The following is a 12738-nucleotide window of genomic DNA, read 5'->3' on the forward strand; positions in this document are numbered from 1 at the left end:
TCAATGATTTCCAAGGAATTCCCGCTCGGAAATTATTGTTTGACACTCGGTCGGGAATTCTGTCAGATTTGCCGAATGTTCGAATCGAAGCGCTTCGACAGTGCTGGTGCCCTTCGATCGAGGGCCGCCCTGCGCATCGACGGGGCGCACCGGGCCAGGGTCCTGCGGCTCACCACGGCGATCCCCACGATCGAGGCGCTGGAGACGCCGGAGGTGCAGCAGCTGATCCGCCGCGCCCGGGCCCAGCCGGCCAGCTGGACCGAGCGCACCCCGGCCGGACGAGGACGGCACGCTGGTGACCAGCCCGTCCACCTCGCCCGAGCACCGGTTCCGGCTGGCCGACGGCACCCTGGCCGCCGTCGGCTCCGGCGCCACGATGGACCACTGGCTCGCCGCCGAACTGCTCGACAACACCGCCGCCGCCGCCCGCGAACTCGGCGTCGACCACGACCTGGCGGAGGAACTGGCCCGCACCCGCGCCCGCCTGCGGCCCCCGTCCACCGCCGCCGACGGCCGCCTCCTGGAGTGGCGGGACGACCTCCCCGACGAGGACCCCGGGCACCGGCACTTCTCCCACCTGTACGGCCTCTACCCGGGCAGCGCCGTCGACCCGCTCGCCGACGACACCCTGCTGGACGCGTCGCGCCGCGCCCTGGACCGCCGGCTCGAGCACGGCGGGGGCGGCACCGGCTGGAGCCTCGCCTGGCTGGCCGCGCTGGCCGCCCGCCTCGGCGACGGCCCGCTCGCCGGGCACGCCGTCGAGCGCCTGCTCGCCACCTCCATCGCGCCCAACCTGTTCGACCTGCACCCGCCGCAGCTCTTCCAGATCGACGGCAACTTCGGCATCACCGGGGCCATCGCCGAGATGCTCCTGCAGAGCCACAACGGCATCGTGCGGCTGCTGCCCGCCCTGCCGCCGTCCTGGCCGGACGGTGACGTCCACGGCCTGCGCGCGCGGGGCGGCCTCACGGTCGGGCTGAGCTGGCGCCAGGGGTTGCTGACCGGAGCGGAACTGCGCGCCGCCCGGGACGTCACGGTCGACCTCCGGTTGCCCGAGCGCGGGGGGATCCCGGTCCTGACCGACGAGGCCGGACATCCGGTCGGAGCGGACCTCGTTCCGGGCGACGCCCGGCGCCGGCGGCTGCGCCTCCCGGCGGGCGGCCGCGTCCGGCTCGCCTACCCCGGGTCGGACGCCGGGCACTGAAAGCCGGTCGGCCGCGCTACCCGTGGTGGTGTGGAGGGGGCGGGGGGAGGGTGTCGGCCCCCGGCGCCAGTTCCGGCCAGACCAGCAGGACGGGACAGGGGGCGTGGTCGACGACGAACCGGGTGGCCGGCCCGAGGCTGTGGGGCCCGAGGCGCGTGCGGTCGCCGTCCCGGGCCAGGACCAGCAGCTCGGCCCCCTCCGCCGCGGCGACGACCTCGCGCTCGGTGCGGCCGCTGCGCTCCACCCGGGTGCAGGGCCGTCCGAGCCGGTCGGCGGCGGCGTCCAGGAGGTGCCGCCCCGAGGCGGCGGCGAGGCGTTCCACCTGGTCGCCGGGGTCGCGCTCGCGGTGGCCGCGCCCCAGCAGGCCGGCGAAGGCGCCGTGGGCGACGCCGGGGACGTCCTGGCCGCTGACGTGCAGCAGGACGAGCTCGGCGTCCTGCGGCGCGTGGACGCGGGCGGCGTCGACGCAGGCGGGCCAGGTGCCTTCGGCGATCCAGACGACGACGGTCACGGTGTCGGCCTCCTCGTGCTCAGACTCCGATGATCTGCAAGGACCCCCACAGTGCCACCACGGACAGCGTCAGGGCGGCGGGTACGACGAGCAGCCCGAGCCGGGTGAACTCGCCCAGACCGATCTCGGTGTCGTGCTCGCGGACGATCCGCCGCCACAGCAGGGTGGCCAGCGAGCCCGCGTAGGTGAGGTTGGGGCCGATGTTCACCCCCAGCAGCACGGCCAGCACGGCGCCGGAGCCGGAGGGGACGGCCAGCGGGAGCAGCACCAGGGTGGCGGGCAGGTTGTTGATGACGTTCGCCAGGACGGCCGCCAGCGCCGCGACGCCGAGAAGGGCGGGCAGCGAGGTGCCGGCCGGGACGAGGTGCCCGAGCGCGGAGGCCAGCCCGTTGTCGACCACCGCCCGGACCACGATGCCGAGCGCGAGGACGAAGGCCAGGAACGGCACAGCGGCCGAGCGGACGATCGCCGCCGGGGAGGTGCGGCGCCGGGCGAGCGCCCGGACGGCCAGCACCAGGGCGCCGGCGGCGGCCGCCCAGGCCGGATCGATGCCGATGACCGAGGTCAGCACGAAGCCGGCCAGCGTGCCCGCCACGGTGAGCAGGGCGAACAGCGGCATCTGCGGTGCCGCCACCTCGGTGTCGGGCGCGGTGCCCGTCTCCAGGTCGGTGGCGAAGAAACGGCGCAGCACCGCGTACTCGACGGCGATCGCCGCCAGCCAGGGCAGCGCCATCAGGGCGGCGAAGCGGGTGAAGCTGAGTCCGCTGGCGGTGAGGGCCAGCAGGTTGGTGAGGTTGGAGACCGGCAGCAGCAGCGAGGCGGTGTTGGACAGGTGGGTGCAGGCGTACAGGTGCGGCTTGGGGCGGGCGCCCAGCCGGGCGGCGGTGGCGAACACCACCGGCGTCAGCAGCACCACGGTGGCGTCCAGGCTGAGCACCGCCGTGACCACCGACGCGACGACGAACACCTGCGCCAGCAGCCGGCGCGGACTCCCAGCCGCGGTGCGGGCCATCCACGCCCCGCAGGCGCGGAACAGCCCCTCGTCGTCGCACAGCTTCGCCAGCACCAGCACGGCCGCGAGGAACCCGATCACCGGCCCGAGCCGCTCCGCCTCGGCCACCGCGTGCTCCCACGGGATCGCCCCGGTGGCGACCACCAGCCCCGCCGCCGGCACCGCGACCACCGCCTCCGGCCACCCCCACGGCCGGGCCACCGCACCGACCAGCACCAGGACCAGCAGGCCGACGGACAGCGCTTCGGCGAACGACGTACTCAGGGTCCTGCTCCTCGCGGGCGGCGGTGACGACGGCACCCATCGAACCAGAGCCCCCCGGACCGCGGCACCTCAGGAGGGGTTCGGCGGTGTGACCGCCACCATCCTGGACGACCCCGGAGGCCCGTCAGTCCCGCTCCCGGCCGAAGGAGGTGGGCGCGGTCGGCAACGGATCCGGCCAGACGCCCCGCTCGGACAGGTGGAGGACGAGGGCGGCGATGTTCCAGGCGTCGTCCTCGCCGCGGTGGTGACGGCCTTCGAGTCGCCGCCCGGCGAGCTCCAGGGCCTGCGCCATGCCGGGGCGTTTGCGCAGGCCGTACGCCTCGGTGAAGACGATCTTGGCGTTGGTGTGGTGCCGGCCGAAGGGATACGGCGTCCGGGTGGACTGGCACTGCCGGGTGAACTGGTTGCGGTCGTAGTCGCCCCAACTGGCCCACGGGCGGGACCCGGCGTGGTGTTCGGTCGCCAGCAGCCGGCACGCCTCGGCGAAGCCGACCCCGCCGTCCACCTCCTGTTGGGTGAGGCCGGTCAGCTCCGTGCAGAACTCGCTGACCGTGGACCGGGCGGGGCGTACCAGGATCCGGTGCCGGGCGAGGCGTTCCGCGGTGGTCAGGTCGACGACGGTCAGCCCGATCTCGATGATCTCGCTGACCGCGCCCTGCGGTTCGCCGCGGGCCCAGCAGGTGGCTTCGATGTCCACGACGTTCAGGAGCCGCTCGGCCCCGGTGCTGTCCATGGCGGGAAGCGTAGGGACGAGGGGGTGGCCGGGGCACCTGGATTTTTCCGGCTGTCCTGGTCGTGGGGCCCCAGCGGAGATCAGGCCCGGGCGAGAGCCTCGTCCGGGCGGCTCGCCTCGGCGGCCGGGGCCTGAGCGGCCCAGCGGCGGGCGAGGACGGCGCAGACCATCAGCTGCAGCTGGTGGAAGAGCATCAGCGGCAGCACCATCAGCCCGGCCGCCGCGCCGGGGAAGAGGACGGCGGCCATCGGGACGCCGCCGGCCAGGCTCTTCTTGGAGCCGCAGAAGACGATCGCGATCAGGTCGTCCCGGTCGAAGCCGAGGCGGCGGCCGCCCAGCAGGGTGGCGGTCAGGACCAGGGCCAGCAGCGCGGACTCGACCACCAGCAGGGCGGCCAGCCGGGGCAGCGAGAGCGTGGCCCACATCCCGCCGACGACGGCGGCGCCGAAGGCGCTGTAGACGACCAGCAGGATCGAGCCGCGGTCCACCAGGGCGAGGACGGAGCGGTGGCGGGCCGTCCAGGGGGCGATCCAGCGGCGCAGCACCTGGCCGGCGGCGAAGGGCAGGAGGAGTTGTTCGGCGATCTCCAGCACGGTGCCCGCCGAGATGCCGCCCCTGGTGTGCAGGAGGGCGGCGGCGAGCAGCGGGGTCAGCAGGATGCCGAAGAGGCTGGAGAAGGTCGCGCTGCAGACCGCGGCGGCGGTGTTGCCGCGGGCGATGGAGGTGAAGGCGATCGAGGACTGCACGGTGGAGGGCAGCAGGGTCAGGAACAGCAGGCCCTGGTAGAGCCCGGGTGACAGGACGGTCGGTACCAGCAGGTGGGCGGCTGTTCCGAGCAGGGGGAAGAGGACGAAGGTGACGGCGAGCACGGTGGTGTGCAGTCGCCACTGCTTGAGCCCGTTCCAGGCCTCGCGGGCGGAGAGCCGGGTGCCGTAGAGGAAGAACAGCACGGCGACCCCGGCGGTGGCCGCGTCCGAGACGACCGGTGCGGCGACGCCGCGGGCGGGGAGCAGGGCGGCGAGCGCCACGGTGGCGAGCAGGGAGGCGATGAACGGGTCGATCCGCAGGCGGGCGGGGAGGAGGCGGAGCGGGGTGTTCGGGCGGAGCAGGGTCTTCGGGCGGGGCATGGTTCTCCGCGCTGGTGGTTCGGCTGGGACGGCCTCAGCCTGCCGTCCGTTCGGGTGAGTGGGAATCCCGCTGGCCGCACTCAGTGTCATCATGATTCGTGATATCAGCGGATAGGCTGGCCGAATGTTCGATCCGGTGCAGTTGAGGTCCTTCCTCGCGGTGGCCCAGACCGGCGGCTTCACCCGCGCCGCCCAACGGCTGGGCCTGCGGCAGTCGACGGTCAGCCAGCACGTGCGGCGGCTGGAGGAGGCCGCCGGCCGACGGTTCTTCCTGCGCGACACCCACTCCGTGCAGCTCACCGGCGAGGGCGAGGAGATGCTCGGCTTCGCCCGGACGATCCTGGAGGCGCACGAGCAGGCACTCGACCACTTCGCACGGACGCAGGTGCGCGGGCGGGTGCGCTTCGGCGCCTCGGAGGACTTCGTCCACACCGAACTGCCGCAGATCCTGCGGGGCTTCCGGCGGCGCAACCCCCAGGTCGACCTCGAACTCACCGTCGGGCTCAGCGCCGTGCTCTACGAGCAGCTGGCCGACGGGCGGCTCGACCTGGTCCTCGGCAAGCGCCCGCCGGGCGGCGAAGCCCAGGGCCAACTGGTCTGGCAGGACCGGCTGGTGTGGGCCGCGGCGGAGGACTTCCGGTTGGACCACCCGGCGGAGCCGCTGCCGCTCATCGTCTACCCCCCGCCCAGCATCACCCGGGCCCGCGCCCTGGCGGCCTGCGAACGCGACGGCCGCCCCTGGCGGATCGCCTGCACCAGCACCAGCCTGTCCGGGGTCCGGGCCGCCGCGCTGGCCGGCCTCGGCGTGGTGCCGCACGCCCGGAGCCTGATCCCGTCGGGCCTGCGGCCGCTGCCCGACCAACCGGGCCTGCCGGACCTGGGCACCACCGACTTCGCCCTCACCACCGGGCGCACCACCGCCCGCGGCGCGGCCCGGGCGCTGGCCCAAGCCGTCCTCGCGGACGCCTTCCGGCTGCAACGCGCCCCGGAACGGGCGCAGGGGTAGCCGGGCCGGCCCGCTGATCCGTCAGGCCGTGGACCGGGCGTGCTCGGCGGCCATCTCGCCGAGGACCGCGTCGATCGGCGTCGGGGCGATGCCCAGGACCGACGCGGTGAGCGACGCGTCGAGGAGGTTGGGGCGGTCGTACAGGTACAGCATCTCCGGGAACTCCGCCATCACCGAGTCGGTCCGTCCGATCTCCTCCAGCTCGGCCCTGGTCAGGTGGCCCAGTTCGGGGCCGGGTGCGGCGGCTGCCAGGGCCATGCGGGCGGCCAGCTCGCGGACGGGGGCGTGCGAGGTGGACGGCACGTGCCAGGCCCGGCCCCAGGACTCCTCGTTCCGGGCGGCGGCGATCAGGGTCCGGGCCGCGTCGCCGGTGTAGGTCCAGCTGTGCGGGGCGTCGAGGTCTCCCGGGTAGGCGACGGGTGAGCCGGCCAGCACCTGGGCCCCCACCATGAGCGTGAACGGCGAGTAGGCACCGGCGCCGAGGTAGTCGGCGGCCCGGATCTCGGTCACCCGGACCCGGCCCTCCTCGTGCGCGGCGAGCGCGTCCTGCCACATCCGCGCGCGGACGCGGCCCTTGACGCTGGTCGGCGCCATCGGGAGGTCCTCGGTGACGGGCCCGTCCACGGGGCCGTAGCCGTAGGTGTTCCCGAGCATGACGTAGTCCGCTCCACCGCTCTCCGCCGCCGCCAGCAATGAGGCGGCCAGCGGCGGGAATTCGGCCGGCCAGCGGTCGTAGGCGGGCATCGCGCAGTTGAACAGCGCCGCCGCCCCGCGGGCAGCCTCGATCAGCCGTACGGTGTCGACGGCGTCGACGGCCACCCGCTCGATCCGCTCGTGGGCGGGACCGCCGCCCCGGCGGGTGACGAGCCGGATCTGCTCACCGGCCTCCGCCAGCAGCCGTGCGGCGGACGAGCCGGTGGCGCCGGCTCCGACGATGACGTACAAGGACACGGATACTCCCTGGTCGAAGGGTTGGGGCCGATCGCCCCAGCGGGCTCTACCCTCCGCCACCGGTGATCCGTAAGGTAGTGGCCCGAATGCCAGACAACCGGAGGTTCGGGCCATGCACCGGGTTGCCGTCATCGCCGTTCCCCCGGCCACCACCTTCGATCTGTCCATCCCGGAACTCGTCCTCGGCGAGACGACCGTCGACGGCCACCCCGGCTACCAGGTGCGGGTCTGCACCGCCCGTCCCGGCCCCATCGCCACCGGCAGCAGCCTGGAGGTCACCGTCCGGCACGGGCTGGAGGCCGCCGAGGACGCGGACACCGTCATCGTGACCGGAACCGCCGCCCGCGACGACATCGACCCCGGCGTCCTCGCCGCGCTGCGCCGCGCGTCGGCCGCGGGCAAGCGCGTCGCCTCGATCTGCACCGGCGCGTTCGTCCTCGCCCGGGCCGGGCTGCTCGACGGGCGGCACGCCACCACGTACTGGGCCAAGTCCGAGGAGTTCTCGGCCCGTTACCCCTCGGTCCTGCTGCGGCCCGACGTGCTGTACGTCGAGGACGGCAACGTGCTGACCTCCGCCGGACTGTCCGCCGGCATCGACCTGTGCCTGCACCTCGTCCGCTCCGACTATGGCGCCGCGACCGCCAACGCCGTCGCCAGGCTGGTGGTCGCGGCGCCGGTACGGCCCGGTGGGCAGGCGCAGTTCATCGCGACACCGCTGCCGCCCGAGACGGGCACCTCGCTGGCCGCGACCCGGGCCTGGGCGCTCGACCACCTGCACGAGACGCTCACCCGCACCGACCTCGCGGCCCACGCCAGGGTCAGCGTCCGCACCCTCGCGCGCAGGTTCCACGACGAGACGGGCCTGAGCCCGCTGCAGTGGCTCCTCCACCAGCGCGTGATCCGGGCGCAGGAACTGCTGGAGACGACGGAGCTGCCGATGGACCAGGTGGCCAGGCTCAGCGGCCTGGCCACCACGGACTCGCTGCGCCACCACCTGTCGGCGAGGACCGGACTCACCCCCAGCGCCTACCGCGCCGCGTTCACCCGGTGGCCGGAACCGAGGCGGCCGGAACCGAGGCGTTGAGGCGCTCCTGCGGCATCCCGTTGGGACGGTCAGCTGTGCAGGCTCCACTGCTGGTTGCCCGCGCCCGAGCAGGCCCAGAGCTGGAGCTTCGTCCCGTTCGCCGTGCCCGTGCCGGTGGCGTCCAGGCACAGGCCCGACTGCACTCCGGTGATGCTGCCGTCGGAGCTGACGTTCCACTGCTGGTCGGCCTGCCCGTTGCAGTCCTGGATCACCGCTGCGGCGCCGTTGCCGGTTCCCGAGGCGTCCAGGCACTTGTTGCCGTAGACCATGAGCTGCTTGCTCGCCGTGGACGTCCACCGCTGGTTGGCGCCGCCGTTGCAGTCCCACAGTTGGGCCTGGGTGCCGTTGGCCGTGGCGGAGTCGTTGATGTCCACGCAACGGCCCGACGCCCGGCCCAGGATCTGCTGGCCGCCGGTGGGCGGGGGAGTGGTGGAGGAGCCGAACTGGCCGAAGAACTTCCACACTTCGCCGGACGTCCAGGTGTGCCAGCCGTCGCAGGTGCACCCGTCGATCGGGCCGGGGTCGTGGCCCGCTCCGTCGAACGCGGCCCAGACGACCGGGTACCCGGGCTTGCACCCGGAGTAGGCGGTGACGACGTGCGTCAGGCTGCCGTACGCCGGCTCGGGCGGGTTCTGCGCGGTGCAGCCGTTGTTCCGGACGAACTGGTCGCGCAGGGCCCGGCCCGAGTCGATGCCCAGGACGTTGTCCCGGAGGCCGTGGAGCCCCATGTAGGCGATCGGTCGGGAGCCGCCGTCGCAGCCGCTGAGGTTCGCCCCCGAGTAGACCGCGACCGCGCGGAAGACCGTCGGCCGGGCGCAGGCGAGCGCGTAGGACATCGAGCCGCCGTAGCTGAAACCGGCGGAGAAGAGCTGGGACGGGTCGATGCACAGGCCCGCTTCGAGCTGCCTGGTCAGGTCGTCGACGAAGGTGAGGTCCTGGCCGTTGGGGTTGGCCCAGCCGTTGCCGTTGCCCTGGGGTGCGACGAAGACGGTGCCGTTGTTCGCGTTGTTCGCGTTGTCCGCCAGTCGGCGGAGGCCGTAGTAGGACCAGTTGTACCCGTCGGTGCCGCCCGAGTCGACGTCCTCGGCGGTGCCGCCCCGCCAGTGGAGTCCGAAGACCAGCCGGTAGGGGTGGTTCCGGTCGTAGCCGGCGGGGAGCCTCAGGATGTAGTTGCGGTTCTGGCCGCTGCTGGAGATCGTGTGGCTGCCGCTCGCCAGCGCCGGGGCGTTGCCGCAACCACCGGTACCTGCGGCGGCCTTGACCGGAGCGGCAGCCCTGGCCGGGGCGGCGGCCGCGCTGGAGCCGGTGCCCGGCGCCAGGCCGAGCACGGCCAGGAGGAGGGCCATGGCGGCCACGAGGGGTGCGAACAAGGATCTGTGTTTCATGCGGCTCTCCCTTTTGATTGCTGTTCGCGTTCACCGCGGTGCGGGGTGGGCGGTGCGCGGCAGGGTCCGACCGAGGGCTAACCGAGGGCCCACTGCTGGTTGGTGCCGCCGTTGCAGGACCAGAGTTCGACCGGGGTGCCGTCGGCGGTGGACCCTCCGGTCACATCCAGGCAGAGGCCGGACTGGACGCCCGTGACCGTGCCGTCGGAGTTGACGTTCCACTGCTGGTTGGGCTGGCCGTTGCAGGACCAGAGGACCGCCTTGGTGCCGTTGGCGGTGCCCCGGTCGGAGGCGTCCAGGCACAGCGTGCTGCCGCCGACCGTGACCGTCAGCTCGTTCGCCGAGGTGTGTGTCCAGGTCTGGTTGGCCTGGCCGCTGCAGCTGTAGACCTGCTGTTGAGTGCCGAGCGTGGTGGTGGAGTTCGGGTCGTCGAGGCACTTGCCCGCACCTGTCGCGCGCAGCGCACCCGTGCCGCCGCCGGGGGCGGTGCCGCTGCCGTCCAGCCCCATGAAGTGGATGGCGGTGGCGGCCATCTGCGTGCCCTGGACGGGCAGTTCGTGCCCGGCCCCGGCGATGCTGTAGGTCTCGACCCGGGTGGTGCCGGAGCGGTCGGTGTACCGGGCCCGGTTCCAGTTGGCGGCCGGGGTGTCAGTCGAGGACGGGGTCTGGCCCACTCCGAGGACGTTCGTCCACTGCTTGGCCTCCTCGCCGAGGTCGCGGTGGTTCAGGATGGGGTCGGCGGTGCCGTGCCACAGCTGCACCCGGGGGCGCGGCCCGGTGTAGCCGGGATCGGCGCCGCGCACCAGGTCGCCCCACTGCTGCGGGGACATCGAGACCTGGCCCCCGGCGCAGGGGCCGTTCCAGCCGCGCACGGTGCCCGTGTAGAAGCAGTGGTAGGGCACGCCCATGAAGGCCGCGCCCGCCTTGAACACGTCCGGGTAGTCCGCGAGCATGACGTTGGTCATCATGCCGCCCGAGGACTCGCCGGTGACGAACACGGCGTTGCGGTTCCCGCCGTAGTGCTGCTCGGTGTAGGTGATCATCGACATCAGCCCGACCGGGTCGCTGCCGCCGCCCCGCCTCAGCGCCTGGTCGGAGGAGACGTCCCAGCAGCTGCCGCCGGGGTTGGTCGAGGGGTAGACGACGATGAATCCGTACCGGTCGGCCAGCGCTCCGAAGTCGGTGCTGGAGTACAGGTAGGGCCCGGAGCCCTGGCAGCCGTGCAGCGCCAGCAGGACGGGCGGGTTGGTTTTGACGCCGTTCGGCACGTAGACGTACATCTGCAGGCCGGTCGGGTTGTCGCCGAAGTCGGTGATCCGGGTCAACGAGGCGGCGCCGGCCTGGGGTGCGACGGACAGGCTCAGGCCGAACGCGGCGCCGATCGCCAGGAGTACGGCGAGCAGGCGGGACTTCAGGTACCGGGATCGCAGCATGGAACCCTTTCCTCTGCGGGTTGTTGGCGGCGGTGGCAGTCGAGCGGGCACTCGGGCAGTCGGGCACCCGGGCTGGCGGCAAGGGTCTGGGGCAGGTACGTGAGTGCAGGCATGTGAGCGCTCACAATCGCGATGCTTTTGCGACTGTTCCGGCTCTTGTTTCGGCCGCGTTTCGGACTGATGACGGTGCATCAGTGGCCGCGACCTGTCAAGGAATGGTTGGGTTCCCTCCTGTCTTCCCGGTGGTACGGCCGATCGGTTCGATCCCGAGGGTGAAAGTTTCACCGTGAAGGCGACGTGGCTCCACCGGTGACAACCCGTCCTCATGGAGAGGTGAAATCCCTTGTCCCACAGTCCTTCGCGCGGCAACCGACCGGTCAGCCGGTGGCGAACCGCCCTCGCCGGGCTGCTCGCCCTGGTCGGCGCCGCCTCGGCGGTGCTGCTGCCCGTCGCCCAGGCCCAGGCCCAGACCCAGACCCAAGCCCAAGCCCAAGCCCAGACCCAAGCCCAAGCCCAGACCCAGGCCCAAGCGGCCGGAGCCGCGGCCCCGGTGGTGTTCACCCCGGGAGGCACCCGCACCGACCAGAACGGCAACCCGCTCCAGTTGCACGGCCTGGGCATCGTCAAGGTGGGGAGCACCTGGTACGGCTTCGGCGAGGACAAGACCGGCCGGACGTCGGCCGACACCTCGTTCCAGGACATCCCCTGCTACACCTCCGACGACCTGGGCAGCTGGACCTACCAGGGCGTGGCCCTGGCCGAGCAGGGCAGCGGCGATCTGGGACCGAACCGGATCGTCGAGCGGCCGAAGGTCATCTACAACGCGTCGACCGCCACGTACGTGATGTACGTGCACATCGACAGCGCCGACTACTCCGAGGCGAGGGCCGGGGTGGCCACCAGCAGCACCCCCTGCGGCCCGTACGTCTACCGGGGCAGCTTCCGGCCGCTGGGCAACGTCAGCCGTGACCTGGGCCTGTTCCAGGAATCCGACGGCACCGGCTACCTGCTGACCGAGGACCGCAACAACGGCGGCCTGCGGATCGACAGGCTCTCCGCCGACTACCTCTCGGTGGACAGCCCGGTCGCGCTGCTGGGCGGCGGCAGCATCGAGTCCCCGGCCATGGTGAAGGTCGGCGGCACCTACTACCTGATGGGGTCCCACCTGTCGGGCTGGTACCTCAACGACAACGTCTACGCCACCGCGACGTCCCCGAGCGGGCCGTGGTCGCCGTGGCGGGACGTGGCCGCCCCCGGTACCAACACCTACGCCAGTCAGACGGCCAACATCATCACCGTCCAGGGCACTTCGGGCACCACCTACCTCTACGCGGGGGACCGCTGGAACGTCGACGACCTGGGCGGCTCCAAGCTGATCTGGCTGCCGCTGACCGTCCGGGGGACGACCCTGAACCTCGGCCAGTACCCCAGCTGGTCCCTGGACACCGCCGCGGGCACCTGGTCGGCAGGCGGCGGGATCCCCTCCGCCGGCACCTACACCCTGACCAATGCGAAGAGTTCGATGCTGCTGGACGTCTCCGGAGCCTCCACCGCCGACGGCGGCGCGGCCATCCAGTGGCCGTCGACCGGCGGCGCCAACCAGAAGTGGCGGCTCGCCAGGGTGGCGGACAACGTCTACACCCTGACCGGCGTCAACAGCGGGCTGTGCCTGGACGTCCCGGGCTACTCGACCGCCACCGGCACGCCGTTGCAGCAGTGGACCTGCAACGGCGGCGCCAACCAGCAGTGGGCGCTGGACCTCACCGGCAGCCTCACCGGCAGCACGTACGTGCTGGTCAACGTCGCCAGCGGCCTGACCCTGGGCACCGGCGGCTCGACCGCGAAGGGAGCGGCGGTGCGGCAGGAGGCCGGAGACGGCGCGAGCGCGGCCGGTCAGAGCTGGACCCTGTCCTGACCGGTTGACGGCGGTGGAACGGCCCCGGCCCGGCCGCGGGGGCCCGGGCCCCCCCCGGGCGCCCGCCCCGGGGCCCGGCGGCTGGGGCCGCCGCTGTGGTCTGGGTGGAGGGT

The 12738-nt window shown here is 73.0% G+C and carries 11 protein-coding genes and 1 pseudogene; 5 read left to right on the forward strand and 7 right to left on the reverse strand.

The window, feature by feature from the left end; translation table 11 throughout:
- Positions 1–289 precede the first annotated feature (289 nt).
- Positions 290–859: pseudogene (locus ACFV8H_RS31310) on the forward strand (glycoside hydrolase family 95 protein); the annotation flags it as partial.
- Between the two features lie 6 nt (positions 860–865).
- A complete protein-coding gene (locus tag ACFV8H_RS31315) occupies positions 866–1204 on the forward strand; it encodes a glycoside hydrolase family 95-like protein (protein ID WP_380406784.1) in 339 nt (112 codons plus the stop codon).
- 16 nt (positions 1205–1220) lie between these two features.
- Here the strand turns inward: ACFV8H_RS31315 and ACFV8H_RS31320 are convergent, their stop codons facing one another.
- From ACFV8H_RS31320 to ACFV8H_RS31335, 4 genes are all read right to left on the reverse strand, one after another.
- Entirely contained in the window at positions 1221–1715 is a 495-nt protein-coding gene (locus ACFV8H_RS31320) for a universal stress protein (RefSeq protein ID WP_380406768.1), read from the reverse strand.
- Between the two features lie 19 nt (positions 1716–1734).
- Positions 1735–2991, reverse strand: a complete 1257-nt coding sequence (locus tag ACFV8H_RS31325) for an arsenic transporter (protein ID WP_380406786.1) — start codon at positions 2989–2991, stop codon at positions 1735–1737.
- 124 nt (positions 2992–3115) lie between these two features.
- On the reverse strand, positions 3116–3724 hold the full coding sequence (locus tag ACFV8H_RS31330) for an exonuclease domain-containing protein (RefSeq protein WP_380406770.1): 609 nt from the start codon (positions 3722–3724) through the stop codon (positions 3116–3118).
- An 80-nt stretch (positions 3725–3804) separates the two neighbouring features.
- A complete protein-coding gene (locus ACFV8H_RS31335) occupies positions 3805–4851 on the reverse strand; it encodes a bile acid:sodium symporter family protein (protein ID WP_380406772.1) in 1047 nt (348 codons plus the stop codon).
- Between the two features lie 124 nt (positions 4852–4975).
- Here ACFV8H_RS31335 and ACFV8H_RS31340 point away from each other — a divergent pair, with 124 nt between their 5' ends.
- The gene (locus ACFV8H_RS31340; protein WP_380406773.1) at positions 4976–5857 is read left to right on the forward strand and encodes a LysR substrate-binding domain-containing protein; all 882 of its coding nucleotides are present in this window, start codon (positions 4976–4978) and stop codon (positions 5855–5857) included.
- Between the two features lie 21 nt (positions 5858–5878).
- On the opposite strand, the gene ACFV8H_RS31345 is transcribed toward ACFV8H_RS31340, so the two are convergent.
- The gene (locus ACFV8H_RS31345) at positions 5879–6808 is read right to left on the reverse strand and encodes an NAD-dependent epimerase/dehydratase family protein (protein ID WP_380406775.1); all 930 of its coding nucleotides are present in this window, start codon (positions 6806–6808) and stop codon (positions 5879–5881) included.
- A gap of 112 nt (positions 6809–6920) precedes the next feature.
- Here ACFV8H_RS31345 and ACFV8H_RS31350 point away from each other — a divergent pair, with 112 nt between their 5' ends.
- Positions 6921–7892, forward strand: a complete 972-nt coding sequence (locus tag ACFV8H_RS31350; protein ID WP_380406776.1) for a GlxA family transcriptional regulator — start codon at positions 6921–6923, stop codon at positions 7890–7892.
- Between the two features lie 29 nt (positions 7893–7921).
- Here ACFV8H_RS31350 and ACFV8H_RS31355 read toward each other — a convergent pair whose 3' ends face one another.
- Positions 7922–9277, reverse strand: a complete 1356-nt coding sequence (locus ACFV8H_RS31355; RefSeq protein WP_380406778.1) for a ricin-type beta-trefoil lectin domain protein — start codon at positions 9275–9277, stop codon at positions 7922–7924.
- 77 nt (positions 9278–9354) lie between these two features.
- Positions 9355–10710, reverse strand: coding sequence for a PHB depolymerase family esterase (locus ACFV8H_RS31360; protein WP_380406780.1), 1356 nt, complete (start codon positions 10708–10710; stop codon positions 9355–9357).
- Between the two features lie 343 nt (positions 10711–11053).
- Here ACFV8H_RS31360 and ACFV8H_RS31365 point away from each other — a divergent pair, with 343 nt between their 5' ends.
- Positions 11054–12625 carry an RICIN domain-containing protein gene (locus ACFV8H_RS31365; RefSeq protein WP_380406782.1) on the forward strand — a complete coding sequence of 524 codons (1572 nt, stop codon included), beginning with the start codon at positions 11054–11056 and terminating at the stop codon, positions 12623–12625.
- Positions 12626–12738: the final 113 nt, after the last annotated feature.

Source organism: Kitasatospora sp. NPDC059827, assembly GCF_042731675.1.
Lineage (GTDB): Bacteria > Actinomycetota > Actinomycetes > Streptomycetales > Streptomycetaceae > Kitasatospora.

What these genes read in the sequence shown, in the direction of transcription:
- ACFV8H_RS31330 (WP_380406770.1), bottom strand. Translation starts at nt 3,724, where the DNA reads ATGGACAGCACCGGGGCCGAGCGGCTCCTGAACGTCGTGGACATCGAA.
- ACFV8H_RS31360 (WP_380406780.1), bottom strand. Translation starts at nt 10,710, where the DNA reads ATGCTGCGATCCCGGTACCTGAAGTCCCGCCTGCTCGCCGTACTCCTG.
- ACFV8H_RS31350 (WP_380406776.1), top strand. Translation starts at nt 6,921, where the DNA reads ATGCACCGGGTTGCCGTCATCGCCGTTCCCCCGGCCACCACCTTCGAT.
- ACFV8H_RS31340 (WP_380406773.1), top strand. Translation starts at nt 4,976, where the DNA reads ATGTTCGATCCGGTGCAGTTGAGGTCCTTCCTCGCGGTGGCCCAGACC.
- ACFV8H_RS31335 (WP_380406772.1), bottom strand. Translation starts at nt 4,851, where the DNA reads ATGCCCCGCCCGAAGACCCTGCTCCGCCCGAACACCCCGCTCCGCCTC.
- ACFV8H_RS31315 (WP_380406784.1), top strand. Translation starts at nt 866, where the DNA reads ATGCTCCTGCAGAGCCACAACGGCATCGTGCGGCTGCTGCCCGCCCTG.
- ACFV8H_RS31355 (WP_380406778.1), bottom strand. Translation starts at nt 9,277, where the DNA reads ATGAAACACAGATCCTTGTTCGCACCCCTCGTGGCCGCCATGGCCCTC.